The 17,379-nt window shown below is 68.0% G+C and carries 15 protein-coding genes; 10 read left to right on the forward strand and 5 right to left on the reverse strand.

What is annotated here, in order from left to right; translation table 11 throughout:
- Positions 1-153 precede the first annotated feature (153 nt).
- The 5 genes from ACZY0Y_RS08820 to dhaM all read left to right on the forward strand — a co-directional run bounded on the left by ACZY0Y_RS08820 (position 154) and on the right by dhaM (position 5,722).
- Positions 154-2,283 (forward strand): S9 family peptidase, encoded by a 2,130-nt coding sequence (locus ACZY0Y_RS08820; protein ID WP_463957494.1) that lies wholly within the window; start codon positions 154-156, stop codon positions 2,281-2,283.
- Positions 2,284-2,365: 82 nt separating this feature from the next.
- Complete coding sequence (locus ACZY0Y_RS08825; protein ID WP_463957496.1) at positions 2,366-2,875, forward strand: amino-acid N-acetyltransferase; 510 nt, start codon at positions 2,366-2,368, stop codon at positions 2,873-2,875.
- 546 nt (positions 2,876-3,421) lie between these two features.
- Positions 3,422-4,423, forward strand: coding sequence for a dihydroxyacetone kinase subunit DhaK (dhaK, locus tag ACZY0Y_RS08830; protein WP_463957498.1), 1,002 nt, complete (start codon positions 3,422-3,424; stop codon positions 4,421-4,423).
- Position 4,424: 1 nt separating this feature from the next.
- Positions 4,425-5,051, forward strand: a complete 627-nt coding sequence (gene dhaL, locus ACZY0Y_RS08835) for a dihydroxyacetone kinase subunit DhaL (RefSeq protein WP_463882978.1) — start codon at positions 4,425-4,427, stop codon at positions 5,049-5,051.
- A complete protein-coding gene (gene dhaM, locus ACZY0Y_RS08840; RefSeq protein ID WP_463882979.1) occupies positions 5,048-5,722 on the forward strand; it encodes a dihydroxyacetone kinase phosphoryl donor subunit DhaM in 675 nt (224 codons plus the stop codon). The genes dhaL and dhaM overlap by 4 nt, the downstream gene beginning before the upstream one ends.
- Positions 5,723-5,731: 9 nt before the next feature.
- On the opposite strand, the gene ACZY0Y_RS08845 is transcribed toward dhaM, so the two are convergent.
- From ACZY0Y_RS08845 to ACZY0Y_RS08855, 3 genes are all read right to left on the reverse strand, one after another.
- Entirely contained in the window at positions 5,732-6,424 is a 693-nt protein-coding gene (locus tag ACZY0Y_RS08845) for a hypothetical protein (protein WP_463882981.1), read from the reverse strand.
- A 24-nt stretch (positions 6,425-6,448) separates the two neighbouring features.
- Positions 6,449-6,946, reverse strand: a complete 498-nt coding sequence (locus ACZY0Y_RS08850; RefSeq protein ID WP_463957500.1) for a hypothetical protein — start codon at positions 6,944-6,946, stop codon at positions 6,449-6,451.
- Between the two features lie 65 nt (positions 6,947-7,011).
- A complete protein-coding gene (locus ACZY0Y_RS08855) occupies positions 7,012-7,956 on the reverse strand; it encodes an iron-sulfur binding domain-containing protein (RefSeq protein WP_463957534.1) in 945 nt (314 codons plus the stop codon).
- 138 nt (positions 7,957-8,094) lie between these two features.
- Between ACZY0Y_RS08855 and ACZY0Y_RS08860 the strand changes: the two genes are divergently transcribed.
- Entirely contained in the window at positions 8,095-8,826 is a 732-nt protein-coding gene (locus tag ACZY0Y_RS08860; protein WP_463882986.1) for a hypothetical protein, read from the forward strand.
- 69 nt (positions 8,827-8,895) lie between these two features.
- Here the strand turns inward: ACZY0Y_RS08860 and disA are convergent, their stop codons facing one another.
- Positions 8,896-9,972: a DNA integrity scanning diadenylate cyclase DisA gene (disA, locus tag ACZY0Y_RS08865; RefSeq protein ID WP_463882988.1), complete on the reverse strand. Its 1,077-nt coding sequence runs from the start codon at positions 9,970-9,972 to the stop codon at positions 8,896-8,898.
- A 462-nt stretch (positions 9,973-10,434) separates the two neighbouring features.
- Here disA and ACZY0Y_RS08870 point away from each other — a divergent pair, with 462 nt between their 5' ends.
- Positions 10,435-12,048 (forward strand): peptide chain release factor 3, encoded by a 1,614-nt coding sequence (locus tag ACZY0Y_RS08870; protein WP_463882990.1) that lies wholly within the window; start codon positions 10,435-10,437, stop codon positions 12,046-12,048.
- A gap of 206 nt (positions 12,049-12,254) precedes the next feature.
- Positions 12,255-13,613 (forward strand): protein kinase domain-containing protein, encoded by a 1,359-nt coding sequence (locus ACZY0Y_RS08875; protein ID WP_463957502.1) that lies wholly within the window; start codon positions 12,255-12,257, stop codon positions 13,611-13,613.
- Between the two features lie 103 nt (positions 13,614-13,716).
- On the opposite strand, the gene ACZY0Y_RS08880 is transcribed toward ACZY0Y_RS08875, so the two are convergent.
- Positions 13,717-14,919, reverse strand: coding sequence for a PucR family transcriptional regulator (locus ACZY0Y_RS08880; RefSeq protein ID WP_463882994.1), 1,203 nt, complete (start codon positions 14,917-14,919; stop codon positions 13,717-13,719).
- A gap of 100 nt (positions 14,920-15,019) precedes the next feature.
- Here ACZY0Y_RS08880 and ACZY0Y_RS08885 point away from each other — a divergent pair, with 100 nt between their 5' ends.
- Positions 15,020-16,093 carry a ferredoxin reductase gene (locus tag ACZY0Y_RS08885; protein WP_463957503.1) on the forward strand — a complete coding sequence of 358 codons (1,074 nt, stop codon included), beginning with the start codon at positions 15,020-15,022 and terminating at the stop codon, positions 16,091-16,093.
- A gap of 13 nt (positions 16,094-16,106) precedes the next feature.
- A complete protein-coding gene (locus tag ACZY0Y_RS08890; RefSeq protein WP_463957505.1) occupies positions 16,107-17,309 on the forward strand; it encodes a fatty acid desaturase family protein in 1,203 nt (400 codons plus the stop codon).
- Positions 17,310-17,379 lie beyond the last annotated feature (70 nt).

Consider the following 17,379-nt stretch of genomic DNA (forward strand, 5'->3'; position numbering starts at 1 on the left):
TCCTGAAAAGGGAGGCGGGGCCTTTGCGTCTGCGCTGCCGGGGGCCATTCCTTGGGCGCGGTCGGTGCCATGCCCCTGGAGGATTGTGAAAGCAGTGTTTCACTCTGGGTGAAATTGGTGTGATCCACCGCACAGGGGGTGTTGAATCGGTGCATGGCTTCCAACGATTCAGAGACCCTGAGCGAAAAACCCGAAACACCCTTCCATGACCTGGACCATTACCTCGCCATCCCGAAGGTGAGCGGCCTGGCCTTGAGCCCCGACGGCAGGCGGCTGGTCACCACCGTGGCCACTCTTAATCCAAAGGGCACCGAATACGGCACTGCCCTGTGGGAACTGGATCCCGAGGGCCAGAAGCAGGCCTGCCGGATCACGCGCAGCGCCAAGGGCGAGGCCGGGGCCGTGTTCGCCGCCAGCGGTGATCTGTACTTCAGCTCCGCACGACCCGACCCGGAAACCCCGGAGGCGGATCCCGTGAACGCCCTGTGGATGCTGCCCGCGGACGGCGGCGAGGCCCGCGTCGTGCTGACCCGGGCCGGCGGAGTCAGTGCACTCCTGGCGGCCAAGGAGGGCGGCGCGCTCTTCGTCAACGCTTCCGTCCTGGCCGGGGCCACGGATGAGGAAAGTGATGAGGAGCGCCGCAAGGCGCGCAAGGACAACAAGGTCGCGGCCATCCTGCACAGCGGCTACCCCGTCCGCTATTGGGACGCCGACCTGGGGCCCGCCCAGCCGAGGCTCTTCGCCGTCGAACCGGGTGAGGAGCAGGAACCGGGCAAACCCGCAACCGTTGACGCTGCGTCGCCGCTCAAACTCCGCAACCTCACGCCCGACGCCGGCGCCGGCCTCCGCGACGCAGAGTCAGTGGTCAGCCCGGACGGCAAGACCATCTACAGCAGTTTCAACAAGCCGCTGGCCCGCGCAAATTCACGGTCAATTCTCGTCGCGATCGACGTCGCCACCGGCACCCGCCAGGTCCTGCTCGATACCGAGGGAATGAGCTACTTCCCGGGGCCGGTCAGTCCCGACAACCGGACGCTCGTGGTGCTCAGCGAGAGCGACACCACGCCGGCGGCGGCCCCGCAGGTCAAGCTGCACCTGTTCGACGTGTCCGGAGCTGCGACCCAGTCGACAGGCGGCGCCGCCCTGACGCCGCTCGCCCACGGCTGGGACCGCTGGCCGCACCCCGCCGCCTGGCTGCCGGACGGATCAGCCCTTCTTGTCACAGCCGATGAGGACGGCGCCTCGCCGGTCTTCCGGATCAGCGTGACGGGAGATGGGGGAGCCGGGCAGGTCACACGCCTGACTGCCGATACGGCCGCGTACACCGACGTCGTCGTTGCCCCGGACGGCCGCACCGCCTATGCGCTGCGCAGCTCCTACGAATTCCCTGCGGAAGGGGTGCGGATCGATCTCGTCGGCGGCGACGTCGTCCGGCTCCCTGCCCCCGCGGCGCGCCCGCATTACAAGGGTTCGCTGGAACGCGTGGAGACGACGGCGGCGGATGGCACCCGTGTGCCGGCGTACCTGGCACTCCCGGAAGGGGCCACGGCCGGAAACCCGGCACCCCTGCTGCTCTGGATCCATGGCGGGCCGCTCGGGTCGTGGAATGCCTGGACGTGGCGCTGGAACCCCTGGCTGCTCGTGGCGCGGGGCTATGCCGTGCTGCTGCCGGACCCGGCGCTCTCCACCGGTTACGGCCAGCACCACATCCAGCGCGGCTGGGGTGAATGGGGCAAAGCCCCGTTCACCGACCTCATGGCCATCACCGACGCCGTTGTGCAGCGGCCGGACATTGATGAGACCCGCACTGCGGCCATGGGCGGTTCCTTCGGCGGCTACATGGCGAACTGGGTGGCCGGCCACACGGACCGGTTCAAGGCGATCGTCACCCACGCCAGTCTCTGGGCGCTGGACCAGTTCGGCCCCACCACGGACGCCGCGCAGTACTGGCTCAAGGAAATGACGGCCGAGATGGCGTTGGAGAACTCCCCGCACCTGCACGTGGAGAACATCAGCACCCCGATGCTCGTCATCCATGGGGACAAGGACTACCGCGTCCCGATCGGGGAGGGCCTGCGGCTCTGGTACGAGCTCCTCTCCAAGTCCCGGCTCGCGGCCGACGAAAACGGCGAGACCGACCACCGGTTCCTCTACTTCCCGGATGAGAACCACTGGATCCTGCAGCCGAGGCACGCCAAGGTCTGGTACGGCGTAGTCGAGCACTTCCTCGCCAGGAACCTGCTGGACAAGGATCTGCCGGTGCCTGAGGAGCTGGGGCTCTAGTCTCCTCCCGTTGGCTCACCTCCGCCTCGTGCATTAGCCACGAAAATGAAGCCACAACAACCAGCCCCCGTAAGATTGGGCTGTGACTGAACCAATCCGCATCCGTCTTGCCCGCACGAGCGATGTCGGGGCGATCAAGACGCTCGTGGCTCCGCTGGCCGATCAGCGGATCCTCATGGCCAAGGAAACCGTGGCCTACTACGAGAGCCTGCAGGAGTTCCGGATCGCCGAGTCGCCGGACGGTGAAGTAATCGGCTGTGGGGCCCTGCACGTGATGTGGGAGGACCTCGCCGAAGTGCGCACGCTCGCGGCATCGGATGCCTGGCGTGGGAAGGGCGTGGGCCACCTGCTGGTTGAGCGGCTGCTGGCGGACGCCCGGGCGCTGGGCGTTTCCCGCGTCTTCTGCCTGACTTTCGAGGTGGACTTCTTCAAAAAGCACGGCTTCGAAGTCATGGCCGACCAGACCGCCGTCGACCCCGTGGTGTATTCCGAGCTGCTGCGCTCGCATGATGAGGGTGTTGCCGAGTTCCTGGACCTCGCCCGGGTGAAGCCCAATACGCTCGGCAACACCCGGATGATCAAAACCCTGTAGGGGCGAGCCCCGAAAAACGGCCCGGGAGATGCCGCCGGACCTGGGGGCGGGACCGGGTCTTCCCATCCATAAATTTGATGGATAAACTGATCCCGGTCCAGGGGGTGGGCCACCTTAATTTCGGAGGCAAGAAATTGCACGAACGCGTGGTTTTTCCGGATTTCTCAGCATTCCAAATGACTATTGCCGGCGGGGTCCCGGCACGCCAAGCCACGGACCCGGGCGCCGGGGAAGATGCGGCTGGGGACCCGGCGCCGGGTCGCCGTCCGGGTCCTGTCTCCGGAGCCGGCCCCGGCTCAGCGTCCGGGACCAACCGGGGGCGTCTCAATGCGCCGCCGTTCTCCTGGCTTGGCAGCGACGCCTGGCCGAACTTCCCGTTGCGGGCCGATAAACCAAGCTGATCCGCCTGCGGAACGCACGGCGGGCTGCCGCCCGACAGCCACCCGATTCCGCGTCCCAGGTTGTGAATCCGGAGCCTACCGCTGGCAGGGGCCCCGGTAGTAGGGTCTAAGCAAGCAGCCAGGACACCATCCAGGGAGCACAGCCATGAAGAAGCTCATCAATGATCCCCGCGCCGTGGTTGACGAGTCAGTGGAGGGCTTCGGGCTTGCCCATGCCGACCTCGTGACCGTCTTTGCGGACCCCAAGTTCATCGTGCGCAAGGACGCGCCGGTGGCAGGAAAAGTCGGGCTGGTCTCCGGCGGCGGCAGCGGGCACGAGCCCCTGCACGGCGGCTACGTCGGCCTCGGCATGCTCGACGCCGCAGTGCCGGGCGCCGTGTTCACCTCGCCCACACCGGACCAGATCCTGCCGGCCACCCTCGCCGTCAATTCAGGCGCCGGCGTCGTGCACATCGTGAAGAACTACACCGGCGACGTCCTTAACTTCGAGACCGCCGCGGAGCTGGCCCAGGCGGAAGGTGTCGAGATCCGGACCGTGCTGGTGAACGACGACGTCGCGGTGCAGGACTCGCTGTACACCGCCGGACGGCGCGGCGTGGGCGGAACCGTCCTGGTGGAAAAGATCGCCGGTGCCGCCGCGGAACGCGGCGACAACCTCGACGCCGTCGCGGCCATCGGTGACCGGGTCAACCAGAACGTACGCAGCATGGGCGTCGCGTTGACCGCCTGCACCGTCCCGCACGCCGGGTCGCCAAGCTTCGTCCTGGAGGAAAACGAAATCGAGATCGGCATTGGCATCCACGGTGAGCCCGGCCGGCACCGGATTGCGATGGAGAACGCCGACGGCATCACGGACCGCCTGCTGGAACCGGTGGTCAGCGACCTCGGGCTGGCCTCCGGGGACAAGGTGCTCCTGTTCGTCAATGGCATGGGCGGCACCCCGCAGAGCGAGCTCTACATTGTGTACCGCCGGGCCGCGCAGCAGCTGGCCGCGCAGGGCATCACCGTGGCGCGCTCACTGGTCGGCAACTACATCACGTCCCTCGAAATGCAGGGGTGCTCCATTACCGTCCTGCGCCTCGACGACGAGATGACCTCGCTTTGGGATGCTCCCGTCCACACCCCCGCGCTCCGCTGGGGCGTCTGACGTGGGGCTGGACGTCAACTGGGCGTTGCGGTGGCTGACCCTCTCAGCCGAGGCCATGGCGGAGCACCGGGAAGAACTCATCGAGCTGGACCGGCCGATCGGCGATTCGGACCATGGCGAGAACATGGACCGCGGCTTCAAGGCGGTGATGGTCAAGATCGCCGAGGCGCCGCCGGAAACGGCTGGAGCGGCACTGAAGCTGACCGCCATGACCCTGATGTCCAAGGTCGGCGGAGCTGCCGGCCCGCTTTACGGCACAGCCTTCCTCCGGGCGGCGACGGCGCTGGGCGAGGCGGCCGACATCGACGCAGCCACTCTAGCCTCGGCGATCCAGGCCGCGCGGGACGGGATCGTGGCCCGCGGCAAGGCGGAATCGGGTGACAAGACGATGGTCGACGCCTGGACCCCGGCGGTTGACGCGGCTGCGTCCGCCGCCGGGGACAGCGACGTGCACAAGGTCCTGGTGGCGGCCGCGGAGGCAGCCGAAGCCGGCGCCGTCTCCACGGATCCGATGCTCGCGCGCAAGGGGCGTGCCAGCTATCTGGGGGAGCGCAGCATCGGCCACCGGGATCCGGGCGCCGTCTCGACCGCCCTGATCCTGCGCGCCGCCGTCGGGGCTGCCGAATGACGGTCAATCTCGTCGTCGTCTCCCACAGCGAAAAGATTGCCGACGGCGCCGTCGAGCTCGCCGCCCAGATGGCACCAGACGTCCTGATCATCCCCGCCGGCGGCACCGACGGCGGCCGGATCGGCACGAGCCTCGAGCGGGTCATGGCCGCGCTGGAACAGGCCGGGGACGCCAACAGCGACGGCATAGTCGTCCTGACGGATCTCGGCTCGGCCGTGATGACAGCCGAGTCAGCGGTGGAGTTCCTGGCGGATCCCTCCTCAGTGCTGCTGGCCGATGCGCCGCTCATCGAGGGCCTTGTCGCGGCCGCTGTGGCAGCCCAGGCCGGAGCTGATCCCCAGGGCGTGAAGCAAGCCGCGGAAGCCGTCTACCGGCCGCCGGCCGCTGTTCAGCACGCCCACGTGCACCGGCCGCCGGAGGCAACAGGGGATTTTGAACTCATCAACCTGGCCGGAATGCACGCACGTCCGGCGGCGAAGATCGCCGGCGGACTGTCCGGCATGGACGCCGAGGTGACGGTCAATGGCGCCGACGGTGCGTCGATGACTGAGCTTATGATGCTCGGGGCGGCAAAGGGCGCGGTGCTGCACGTCGAAGCCAGCGGCCCGGATGCCACCAAGGCCGTGGACTACCTGCGCGGACTTATCACGGCAGGCTTCGGCGAACCTTAGGGCCCGGTCTCAGGCTGTGCCGGCGGCGGTGAGGTCGGGCGCCGCTGTGCTCTGCAGGGGGCCCGTCCACGCGATCCACCCGGCGGCAACTGCCATGAGCACGGCCCCGGCGGGCTGGGTCGGCAGGCTGCTTCCCGTCGTCGCCTGCCCCAGAACGACGCCCAGGACATAGAACACGACGGCGCCGGTCACCCAGACTGCCCCGGCCCAGCGCGGCAGCACGTGGGAATGCCACACCGCAATCCCCAGCAGTACATTGCCGAGGAACGCGAGCAGCAGGCCAACCAGGAACGCCCCCGTCAATGACCCCGGAAAGTCCAGGTGCATCACTTCCTGGTTTCCACCGAGATAGGCCTTTCCTGTCGCGGGAGTCGCAAACGTCGAAATCACAGCCGGCACCAGCAGCCAGGCAGTACCGGCGACGGCGGTCACCATCGCAGCCAGTGCCAGGCGTCCCACCCTGCTGTTCGCCAGGCAACAGCCCAGGGCGAAGGCACCGAAGATGGCAAGGATGGTGCCTCCGGTGCTGCCAAACAGGTGGCTCAACTGATAAGAGTCGGAGCTGACGAACCGGGCCCAGGCCTCCGGGTCCTTCTCCTGGTCCGGCTGCGGCTCCAGCGTGGCCCAGGCGGTGACGAGCCACGAGGCGGCCAGGGCCCACAACCCTGCACGGATCCAGTGGCTGATGTTCTGCGAGTTCACGGCATTTCCCTTTCTCCAGGAGGATCAGCCGGCCTGCCGGAGGCCGTCCGCATCCAGGCGGACTCCGGCTGAGATGAACCTGCCGCACTGCTCGCCGAACGGGTAGGCAATCCGCGGCGTGAACGTCAGGGTGCGGACCGGCAGGGCGAGGCCGCCGGCATCGGTGCCGTTCAAGCTGGCGTCGATGGGGGAGTCCGAGAGGTGATCCAGCATAAGCGTCCCCGTCAGGGTGCCGTCGGGCGAGACGGTCGCCGAGCAGGGACGGTCCCTGCCGTATGTCCCTGGTTCACAGCCCTGATCCACCGTGGTGCTCCCTGGGAACAGCACAAGATCAGCCTCGGCGCAGTTCCCGTCCTGGCATGCCTTGAGCCGGAGCGTTTTCACCGCACCGGCGTACTCTCGGGCCACGGTCAGCGCCACCACCGGTGCCTGCGCGATCGCCGGGCACGCGGTCTGGGGCTGGCACCCGGCGGCCGGCAGCGCGATGAAACCCAGGCCCAGGACGGCCGCGACTGTGCGCATCCTTCAGCGTAGTTCCCGGAGCGCAGTCCAGCTAGGGGGCCGGCCATCGGCGGGGCGGGAGGGGGTCAGGCGGGCAGCCGGAAACCCGCCGGATGCAGCTCGGCGAGTCCATCGCTCAGCAGCCCGGACAGCGCGCGCTCCAGCTGCTCCGGAGCGGAGTTGAGCCGGTGCAGGGCGGCCAGCGGGATGCCGATCCCCGCCGGTTCGAAGCCAAGGTCCGCGGCGGCCTGCTGGAACAGCGCGGGGGCGACCGGGGACTCGGCCATGCGGAGCACCGCCATCACGGCTCCGCGAACCTGGCGGTCCGTTCCGTGCCACGACTGCCCTTTCGGGGTGTACGTCGGCGGCGGCTCACCGGCTGCAAGCCAGGCGCAGGAGCTACTGACCGGACAATCCCCGCATTTCGGCGAACGGGCAGTGCATACCAATGCCCCCAGCTCCATGACGGAGGCATTCCAGCGCACGGAAGAGACGGCGTCGTCCGGAAGCGCCTGCGCGGCAAGCCGCATCTCCGCGGCGTTCAGCGACTGCGAGGGCAGGGCCGCGCCGGAAAACAGGCGGGCGTGCACGCGGCGGATGTTGGTGTCCACCACGGTTTCGCGGCGGCCGAAGGCGAACGCGGCGACGGCCGCCGCCGTGTAGCTGCCCACCCCGGGCAGCTCCAGCAGGTCCGGGTACGTTCCGGGCACCTTTCCGCCGTGGTTGGCGCCGATGGCGCCGGCGGCCGCGTGCAGCCGCAGGGCCCGCCGCGGATAGCCCAGCCGCCCCCAGGCCCGGACCGCTTCGCCGGCAGGCTCCCTGGCCAGATCGGCGGGCTCCGGCCAGCGCCGCAGCCATTCCTCCCAGACGGGCAGCACGCGCACCACCGGCGTCTGCTGCAGCATGATCTCGCTGACCAGCACACCCCATGGCGTGCATTCAGCCGCCCGCCATGGCAGGTCCCGGGCGTTCGCCCCGAACCAGGTGTCCAGGGCCTTGTGCAGGAAGGACAGCGGAACGTCGGCGGGGATGTCTTGCGGGCGCGCTGAGACGGGGACGGCGGGGGAATCGGCTAGAGCTTTGATGGATTCAGCGTAATAGATGAGGGCCACACTCCGCCCGCGGCGTGGGAGGGCCCGATACCCGGTGCGGTTCTCTAGCCTAGAAGGATGGGCAGGCAAGACAATCCAGGAACTCACGGTTCCCGCCCGGGCGCATCCGGCAACGGAGCACGCCCGGGCCGGCCCGTCGTACGTAAACCCGCGCGCGAACCCGTAGGCAAGCCTGCCCGGAAACCGGTCAGCCCCGTCTACCGCCGCCGCCGGCTGTTCGTGGGCGCCGCCCTCCTGCTCGTGATCGCGATCGCCCTTGGGGGGTTCGCCGCCGTCGCAAGTGTCCTGAACGCCGGGCAGTCCCCGTCCGGCGGTGGAGCGGCTCCGTCCGGCCAGGAAACGGGCCCGGCGGGCGCCCCGGAAACCACGGCTTCCCCGTCAGCATCTCCGACGGGCAACGGCTGCGAGCAGAACCTGGTAACGGTCACGGCCTCCACGGACAAACCTGCCTACGCGGCCGGGGAGAACCCGCTGCTCTCGCTCAAAGTGACGAACGGCAACAAGGTGCCGTGCGAGGTCAATATCGGCACCTCACAAATGGAATTCCTGGTCACCAGCGGCTCGGACCGGATCTTCTCGTCCACTGACTGCCAGAAGGACGCCACCGAGCTCGTGAAGACCATCGCACCGGGGCAAAGCGAGACGGCCAACTTCCTGTGGGAGCGCAACCGCTCGGTCGAAGGCTGCAAGCTCATCGAGGCCAAACCGGGAGCAGGCGGCGCGTATTACGTTTTCACCGCACGGCTGGCGACCAAGACCAGCCCCAAAGCCGTGTTCCAGCTCAACTAGTCCCATCGATTGCTCCACAGGTGCCGTTTTGAGGGCTCAAAAGGGCACCTGTGGAGCAACCGATGGGGATTAGAGGAAGCGGTCCAGCAGGCTTGCCTCGGCCATCCGGCTCAGGCCCTCACGGACCGTCCGGGCGCGCTGGTCGCCGATGCCGTCCACCGTCATCAGGTCATCGATCGTGGCGGCCATCAGGAACTGCAGGCCGCCGAAGTGGTCCACCAGGCGGTCGGCGACGGCCTTCGGCACGGCCTTGAGCCCGGATAGCAGCCGGTACCCGCGCGGCTGGACGACGGCGTCGAGGTTGGCCTCGCCGCCGGCGAAGCCCACAATCCCGGCGATCTTGCCCAGGTCGATCAGCTCGGTGGGGCCCAGGTTCACGAGCGACTTCACGGCCTGGTCGATGTCTTCGGCCGAGGTGTCCGGGCCCGAGTAGTCACGGATGATCACGTCGCTGCCGGGGCCGCGGCCCACGGTCAGTTCGTCCAGCTGGAGCGAGAGGAGCCGCCCGTCCTCGCCGAGCTCCAGGACGTACTGCGAAATCTCCTCGGAAATCCGGCGGACCATCTCCTGGCGCTGCAGGGTCACGGCAACGTCGCGGACCGTCACCATGGCCTCGATTTCCAGGGCGGACAGTGAGCTGGTGACCTGGTCCAGGCGCGAGCGGTAGCGTTCCAGGGTTGCCAGGGCCTGGTTGGCGCGGGCCAGGACCTTCTCCGAGCCCTCCAGGACGTGCCGCAGCCCGTTCACGTAGAGCGCGATGATCTGCATGGACTGGCTGACCGAGATCACCGGAACGCCGGTCTGGATGGCGACACGCTCAGCGGTCCGGTGCCGGGTGCCGGACTCCTGGGTCTCGATGCTGGAATCCGGGACCAGCTGGACGGCCGCGCGCAGGATGTTGCTGGCGTCCTTGTCGCAGATGATGGCGCCGTCCATTTTGGCCAGTTCCCGCAGGCGGGTGGGGGAGAAATCGATTCCGATGTCGAAGCCGCCAGAGCAGATGGATTCGATGGTCCGGTCGATGCCCAGCACGATCAGGGCGCCGGTCCTGCCGCGGAGGATGCGTTCCAGGCCGTCGCGGAGGGCGGTGCCCGGTGCCACTCGGCCCAGCGTCGCCTTGAGTGAATCTTCAGGGCTCCGAGCCATAGATCTTCCCTTCAAAGGTGCAGGCCTCAGCCCGCAAGTGCGCCGGTATCCAGTGTTTGCCGGCAGGATCAAAAGTACTCGGTTCCCCGTTCTCACCATAGTAGAGGTAAAGCGGGCCAACTTCCGCACGGACAAGCCCCAAAGTGGTCCATTGAGACGCCGCGGGAACGTCCCCGAAACGCCTCCCGGGCCCCTGTTCCAGCCACGCATTTCTGATCCGCAGTTGTCCTGCATTCATGCGGCGTTCCGCCCACTTCGCGGCGGCAGCCCAGGCTGCGATAAACTTGGACCCTTGGGTGTTCCGTCGGCTGACCGCCGCCGCGCCCGCCCAATCCCCCCGCCGATCCCACAAAGCCCTCACGCAGAACCCCCGGCAGAACAACCCGCGTTCCCACCGGGCCAGCCGGTTCCCCCCGCAAACCCGGGAGCGCAACCATTCAACGCCGCAGCGAAAGTAGCACCGTGTCCCAAGAAGTCCTTAGCCCCGCCCGAGTCCAGGAGATTCACAAGCAGGCGGCCCGGCGTCGGACTTTCGCGGTCATTTCACACCCCGACGCCGGCAAGTCCACCCTGACCGAGGCGCTGGCGCTGCACGCGAAGGTTATCGGTACCGCCGGTGCCTCCAGCGGCAAGGCCAACCGCAAGGAGACCGTCTCGGACTGGATGCAGATGGAAAAGGACCGCGGCATCTCGATCAGCTCCGCGGCGCTGCAGTTCGCCTACCGCGACACCGTCATCAACCTGCTGGACACCCCCGGCCACGCTGACTTCTCCGAGGACACCTACCGTGTGCTGGCCGCCGTCGACTGCGCCGTGATGCTGGTGGACGCCGCCAAGGGTCTGGAAACCCAGACCATGAAGCTGTTCGAGGTCTGCAAGCAGCGGAACCTGCCCATCATCACCGTGATCAACAAGTGGGACCGGCCGGGCCTGGACGCGCTGGCTCTCATGGACGAGATCACCGAGCGCACCGGCCTCCAGCCGATGCCGCTGACCTGGGCCGTGGGCATCTCCGGTGACTTCCGCGGCGTCTGGGACCTGCGCAACGACCGTTTCGCACAGTTCAAGCGCAACAACGCCGGCGCCAACATCGCCCTCACCGAGTACTTCACGCCGGAGCAGGCCGCGGCCAGCCAGGGCGAGGACTGGTCCAACGCCGTCGACGAAGCCGGGCTGGTCATCGAATCAAACCTTGAGTTCGACATCGACGCCTTCCACGCAGGCGAGGCGACGCCGATCCTGTTCAGCTCCGCCGCGCTGAACTTTGGCGTCAAGGAGATCCTCGACGCCCTCGTGGACTTCGCCCCGCCCGCTGCACCGCGGCCCGACGTCGACGGCGCCGCACGGCCCGTCGACGCACCCTTCGCCGGGTTCGTCTTCAAGGTCCAGGCCGGCATGAACAAGGCGCACCGGGACCACGTCGCCTTCATCCGGGTCTGTTCCGGCATCTTCGAGCGCGGCATGGTGGTGACGCAGGGCCGGACCGGCAAGTCCTTCGCCACCAAGTACGCCCAGCAGGTTTTCGGCCGGGAACGCGAGGTCATTGACGAGGCCTTCCCCGGCGACGTCGTCGGCCTCGTCAACGCCTCCTCGCTGCGGGTGGGCGACAGCCTCTTCCTCGAGCAGCCAGTGGAGTTCCCGGCCATCCCGCTGTTCGCCCCGGAGCACTTCCAGGTGGCGCGCTCCAAGGACCCCAGCCGTTTCAAGCAGTTCCGACGCGGCATCGAGCAGCTCGAGCACGAGGGCGTCATCCAGGTCCTCCGCTCGGACGTCCGCGGCGACCAGGCCCCGGTGCTGGCCGCCGTCGGCCCCATGCAGTTCGAAGTCGTGGAGGACCGGATGGCGCACGATTTCAGCGCCCCGATGCGGCTGGAGCGCCTGCCGTATTCCATCGCCAGGATCTCGACGGCGGAGGCCATGCCGGCGCTGGCCAACGTGCCCGGCGCCGAGGTGCTGCTGCGCTCCGACGGCGAATACCTGGCCCTGTTCAACGACGTCTGGGCCCTGCGCCGGATCGAAAAGAACCACCCGGACCTGACCCTGCTGCCGATCGGCACCCACAACCCCGCCAAGTAGCGGCCGATGCCCCGTCTGCGGAGCGGGGATATTGGTCCGTCGCAGGTCTTCCTGAATCCCATTTCCGCGGTATCATAAGTAACCTTGCTACTTCGCGGGCGCCCCACATTTTCGGCTTTTTGGACTGATCCGCGCGATTCCGTCGGCGGGCCCCGCACCTAAGGGACAACGAACACTCTTTGACTGACTACAGCAGAAAACTCGGCATGGAACCAGGATTCCTGCTGAGCGGCCGCTACCGGATCCACTCCCTCATCGGCAGGGGGAGCCAGTCCACCGTGTACCGCGCCTATGACGAACTCCTGCAGCGCGAGGTGGCCGTCAAACTCTTCCGGGACGACGCGGATGATCTCGAACATACCCGCCGGCAGGGGCAGGAGATCCGTATCCTCGCCGGGCTGAGCCACCACGCCCTCGTGACGTTGTTCGACGCCGGCGCGGACCTGAGCGACCCGGGGGCCCGCCTCACCTACCTCGTGATGGAGCTGGTCCGCGGTCCGGACCTGCGCCACCGCGCCGCCCAGGGGCCGCTGTCGGCAGCGCACATGGCCCTGATCGGCCACGACCTGGCGGACGGACTCTCCTACATCCACCATCACGGCATCGTGCACCGCGACGTGAAGCCGGCCAATATCCTGCTGGTGGACTACAGCAACGATGACCGGCGCCCCCGGGCCAAGCTCAGCGACTTCGGCGTTGCCATCATGGCGGGCAACGGCCCGGTGGCGGACGATGGCGGAACCTCCGGCACCCCCGCCTACCTGAGCCCGGAGCAGGCCGCCGGCGAACCCGCCGGGCCGCTCAGCGACGTCTATTCCCTCGGCCTGGTGCTGCTCGAAGGGCTGACCGGAAAGATGGCCTACCCGGGCGCACCGATCCAGTCCGCCGTCGCGCGACTGCTCCACGATCCCGACATCCCCGAAGAGCTTGCCCCCATCTGGACGTCGCTGCTGTCCTCCATGCTTGCCCGCGACCCGGCGGAGCGGCCTCCGGCCCGGGAAGTCTCCCTCGCCCTGCGCCAGGAAGTCATTAAAGGCGCAGGACGCCACCGCCTGGAGAAAGCCCCGGGCGGGACCGATGAGGAAGCCAGGATGCGCGCGGTGGAACGCTACCGGATCCTCGACACCCCGGCAGACGGCGCCTTCGACCGGATCGCGGCGCTTGCGGCCCGGGTGTTCTCGGTGCCCGTGGCAATCGTCAGCGTGGTGGACCACGACCGCATCTGGTTCAAGGCCCACCACGGCACCGACGTCACACAGATCGGCCGCGACCCGGGGCTGTGCGCCTCCGCGATCCTGCAGGACGGCGCCTGGATCGTGGAGGACGCCACCAGGGATCCCCGCACCCTCGCCAACCCGCTGGTGGCTGGCGAGTTCGGACTGCAGTTCTACGCCGGCGTCCCGCTGCGGACTCCGGACGGCTACAACCTGGGCACCTTCTGCATCCTGGACCGGGAACCCCGGGAGTTCAGCGCCGCCGACACCACGACGCTGGAAGACCTCGCCGCGATCGTGATGAACGACCTGGAGATGCGGCTGCAGAGCAGGGAAGCGATCGCCGGCTAGGTTCCGCTGAACGCCTGCGCTGTTCAACGCCTGCGCTGTTCAACGCCTGCGCTGTTCAACGCCTGCGCTGTTCAACGCCTGCGCTGTTCAACGCCTGCGCTGTTCAACGCCTGCCGGCGTGGAGCGCCAGTTCCAGTTCGAACCGTGCCTTGGGGTCCTCGAGCGTGTCGCCGAACAGCTCGCGCAGCTGAGCAGCCCGGTAACCCACTGTCTGCGGGTGGATGCCGAGCTCTGCCGCGACGGGGGCGCGCTGGCCCCAGTGCCGCAGCCAGGACAGCAGAGTCTCCGCGAGCCGCTCGCGCTGCGCCGGGCGCAGCCCTTCCAGCGGCGCCAGCCGGCGGTTCGCCAGTTCCGCGATGGCGGAGGGCTCCGCGCCGAGAATCACCTCGGCCAAATGCTCATCTGCCCAGATCGGCGGATCCTCCGGGCCGTCCCGGGGCGGCAGCACGGAGGCTGCGAGCACTGCCAGGCGCAGCGAATCGGGGACTTTCTCCCAGCCTCCGGCCGGCCCCACGGCAGCCCCGCGGCCACGCAGCACCTTGTCCAGGTCCGCCCGTGCGGACTTCGACTGCCGCGCTGGAACCAGGGCGACGGCGTCCGTCTCGCGTTCAATGACCAGCGTTCCCGCCCCCAGCCGGAGACGCAGCCCCGCGGACCGGTCCACCGGCAGGGTCACCACCACCATCCGCTGCGGCAGGGACCAGTCCGCCATCGCCGCCGTCTGGCGCAGGGCCGTCTCATCCGCCTGCCCCAGCAGGAGCAGGTCGAGCAGTTCGGTGCGACGGCGGTCCACCGCGCCGGCCCGTTCCGACTGTTCAAAGGCATACGCCTCGGCGCTGACCGCGGACAGCTCGTCGATGTAGGCCAGGATCGATTCGCCCAGGTCCACCACCACACTCTGGCCAAGGTGGTGCTCCACCGACACCCTGGACATCTCGCGGAAGGTTACGCGGGCACCCATCCGGTAGGCGCTCAGCAGCGCATCCATGCTCCGGCCCTGGCGGAATTCACCGCTCCCCAGCCCTGCCACGAGTTGCCTGCTCTCCTCTGAAAGGGCGGGCAGCCGGGTTCCAGGCAGCTGCAGGAAGCGGTCCAGTGCGGCAGCCACGCCCCGCCGCAGCCCCCGCCCGAAGCGTCCCTCGATCGGCCTGGCATAGGCCGGCACGAGTTGCGGCACGGCGTCGATGATGGCCTCGACAATGCCCGGCATCATCGGCCGGAGGACGTCGCTGACCTCGCGCGGCAGGGCAAGCCACGGCGGGTCGTAGGAGGAAGAAGCGGGGGTGCCCGTCGGGGATGCGTTCATGAGGCTGGTTCCAATTAGTTGTTGCGGGGAGATAGTTTATCCACGTCGATCGTATGCCTTGGGTGAAGAAGTATGACCCTGTCTGACATACGATTGGAAGATGATCCGGCTCCGTAAGCTGGCGCGCGCCGCATCTCTACTGACCACCCCCCTAGCTCCAGAAGACATTCTGTCGCTGTTCAATCCCGTGTTTTCCGCCCGCCAATTGCGCGGCGTTGTCACTCGGGTGGTTCCAGAAACGGCCGATTCCGCCACCATTTTCTTCCGTCCCGGCCGCGGCTGGCAAGCGCACCTTGCCGGCCAGTGGGCCCGTATTGGCGTCGAGCTCGACGGTGTCCGCCACTGGCGGTCATACTCGCTCAGCGCCCCCGCCGGCAAGGACCCGGCTATCACCGTCAGTGACATGGGTGCCGTCTCGGGGACCCTCGTGCGCAACACCAAGCCCGGCGACGTGCTCTTCCTGGCGCCGCCGCAGGGCGATTTCGTCCTTCCGGAGCACCCGCGCCCCCTGCTGATGCTCACCGCCGGCAGCGGCATCACCCCGGTCATGTCAATGATCCGCACTCTCGTCCCGCATCGTCCGGACTCCGACGTCGTCCTCATCCACACTGCCCGGACCCCGGCGGACGCCATCTTCCGCGAGGAACTGGCCGAACTCGCGGACCAGTTCCCCAACCTGCGCGTCATCCACTGGTTCACGGGCGAACGCGGACGGCTGGACTTCAGCTCCGCCGCCGGTCTGGAACAGCTTTGCCCGGACTGGCGCGAGCGCGCCGCTTACGCCTGCGGCCCCGAAAGCTTCCTGGACGACGCCGAGGCGCTCTGGGCAGCCGAGACCGCAACCGCGGACGCCCCTCCGGAAGCCACCCTGACCATCGAACGCTTCAGCACCAAGCTCGCCGGCGGGGAAGGGCACGACGGCGGCCTGGTCACCTTCGAGGCCTCGGACCGTGAAGTCGACGCCGACGGCGACACCCCGCTGCTCGACGTCGGCGAGGACGCCGGCGTCCTGATGCCGAGCGGTTGCCGGATGGGCATCTGCCACAGCTGCCTCATCCCGCTCCGGGCCGGACAGGTCCGTGACCTGCGCACGGACGAAGTCCATGGCGAGCCCGGCCAACTAATCCAGACGTGTGTCTCGGCAGCCGCCGGACCCGTTAACCTCGAGATCTGAGGAGTACCACCGCATGACGATTGTTTCCGACAAGCAAAGCCTTTCCGAGGAAGCCCCCCAGGGCGCTGACGGCTCTGCCAAAGCGCCCCGCGCCGTGAAGACGCGGCCCGGCGCCCTCGCCGAGTCCGGCAGCCCGACGGTGCGGCCGCCGGCTGCCGCGCACCTCTCCGACGAGCAGGTCGCCGAGCTGGGACGTGAACTCGACGCCATCAAGGACGATATCCTCGCCAAGCGCGGCGCGTCCGATGCCGCCTACATCCGCCGGATGATCAAGATCCAGCGCGGACTGGAGATTTCCGGCCGTGCAACGCTGCTGGTCAGCAAGCACAAGGCGGCCTGGGTTGCCGGGACCACCATGCTCAGCTTCGCCAAGATCCTGGAAAACATGGAGCTCGGGCACAACATCCTGCACGGCCAGTGGGACTGGATGCGGGACCCCGACATCCACTCCACCACCTGGGAGTGGGACTTCGTGACCCCGGCGCGCGCCTGGCAGCACACCCACAACGACCTGCACCACCGCTGGACCAACGTCATCGGCAAGGACAACGACGTCGGGTACAACCTGCTGCGGATGGACGCGGACCAGGAATGGAAGCCCTTCAACCTGGGCAACCCGCTCTACAACGCGCTGCTGGCCCCGGTCTTCGAATGGGGCATCGCGATCTACGACCTCGAGTTGGAGGACTACAAGCAGGGCAAGAAGTCCAAGGAGGCCCTCACCAAGGACCTCAAGGCCCTCGGCCGCAAGGCCCTCACGCAGTTCACCAAGGACTACGCCGCCACGCCGGCCGTTGCCATGCTGACCGGATCCGGCAAGCAGGCGCTGTACGGAACGCTGACCGCCAACGCGGTCCGCAATGTCTGGGCGCACGCGGTGATCTTCTGCGGCCACTTCCCCGAGGGTGCGGACACCTTCACCGAGGAAATGGTGGAAGGCGAGACCCGCGGTGACTGGTACGTCCGGCAGATGATTGGCTCCGCCAACATCTCCGGGTCCAAGTTCATGCACCTGATGACCGGCAACCTCTCCCACCAGATCGAGCACCACCTCTTCCCGGACATTCCGTCCAACCGCTACGCCGAGGTGGCCCCGAAGGTGCAGGAAATCTGCCAGCGTTACGGCCTGCCGTACACCACCGGCCCGATCTGGAAGCAGGTCGGCTCCACCTGGGCCAAGGTCTTCAAGCTGGCACTGCCGCCCAAGAAGGCCTAGAACCACCCGCTTCCGCGAGCAACGAAGGGGCGCCTGCCAGTGCGGCAGGCGCCCCTTCTGCGCGCCGGGC

The sequence above is a fragment of the Pseudarthrobacter kochi genome (genome assembly GCF_055412805.1).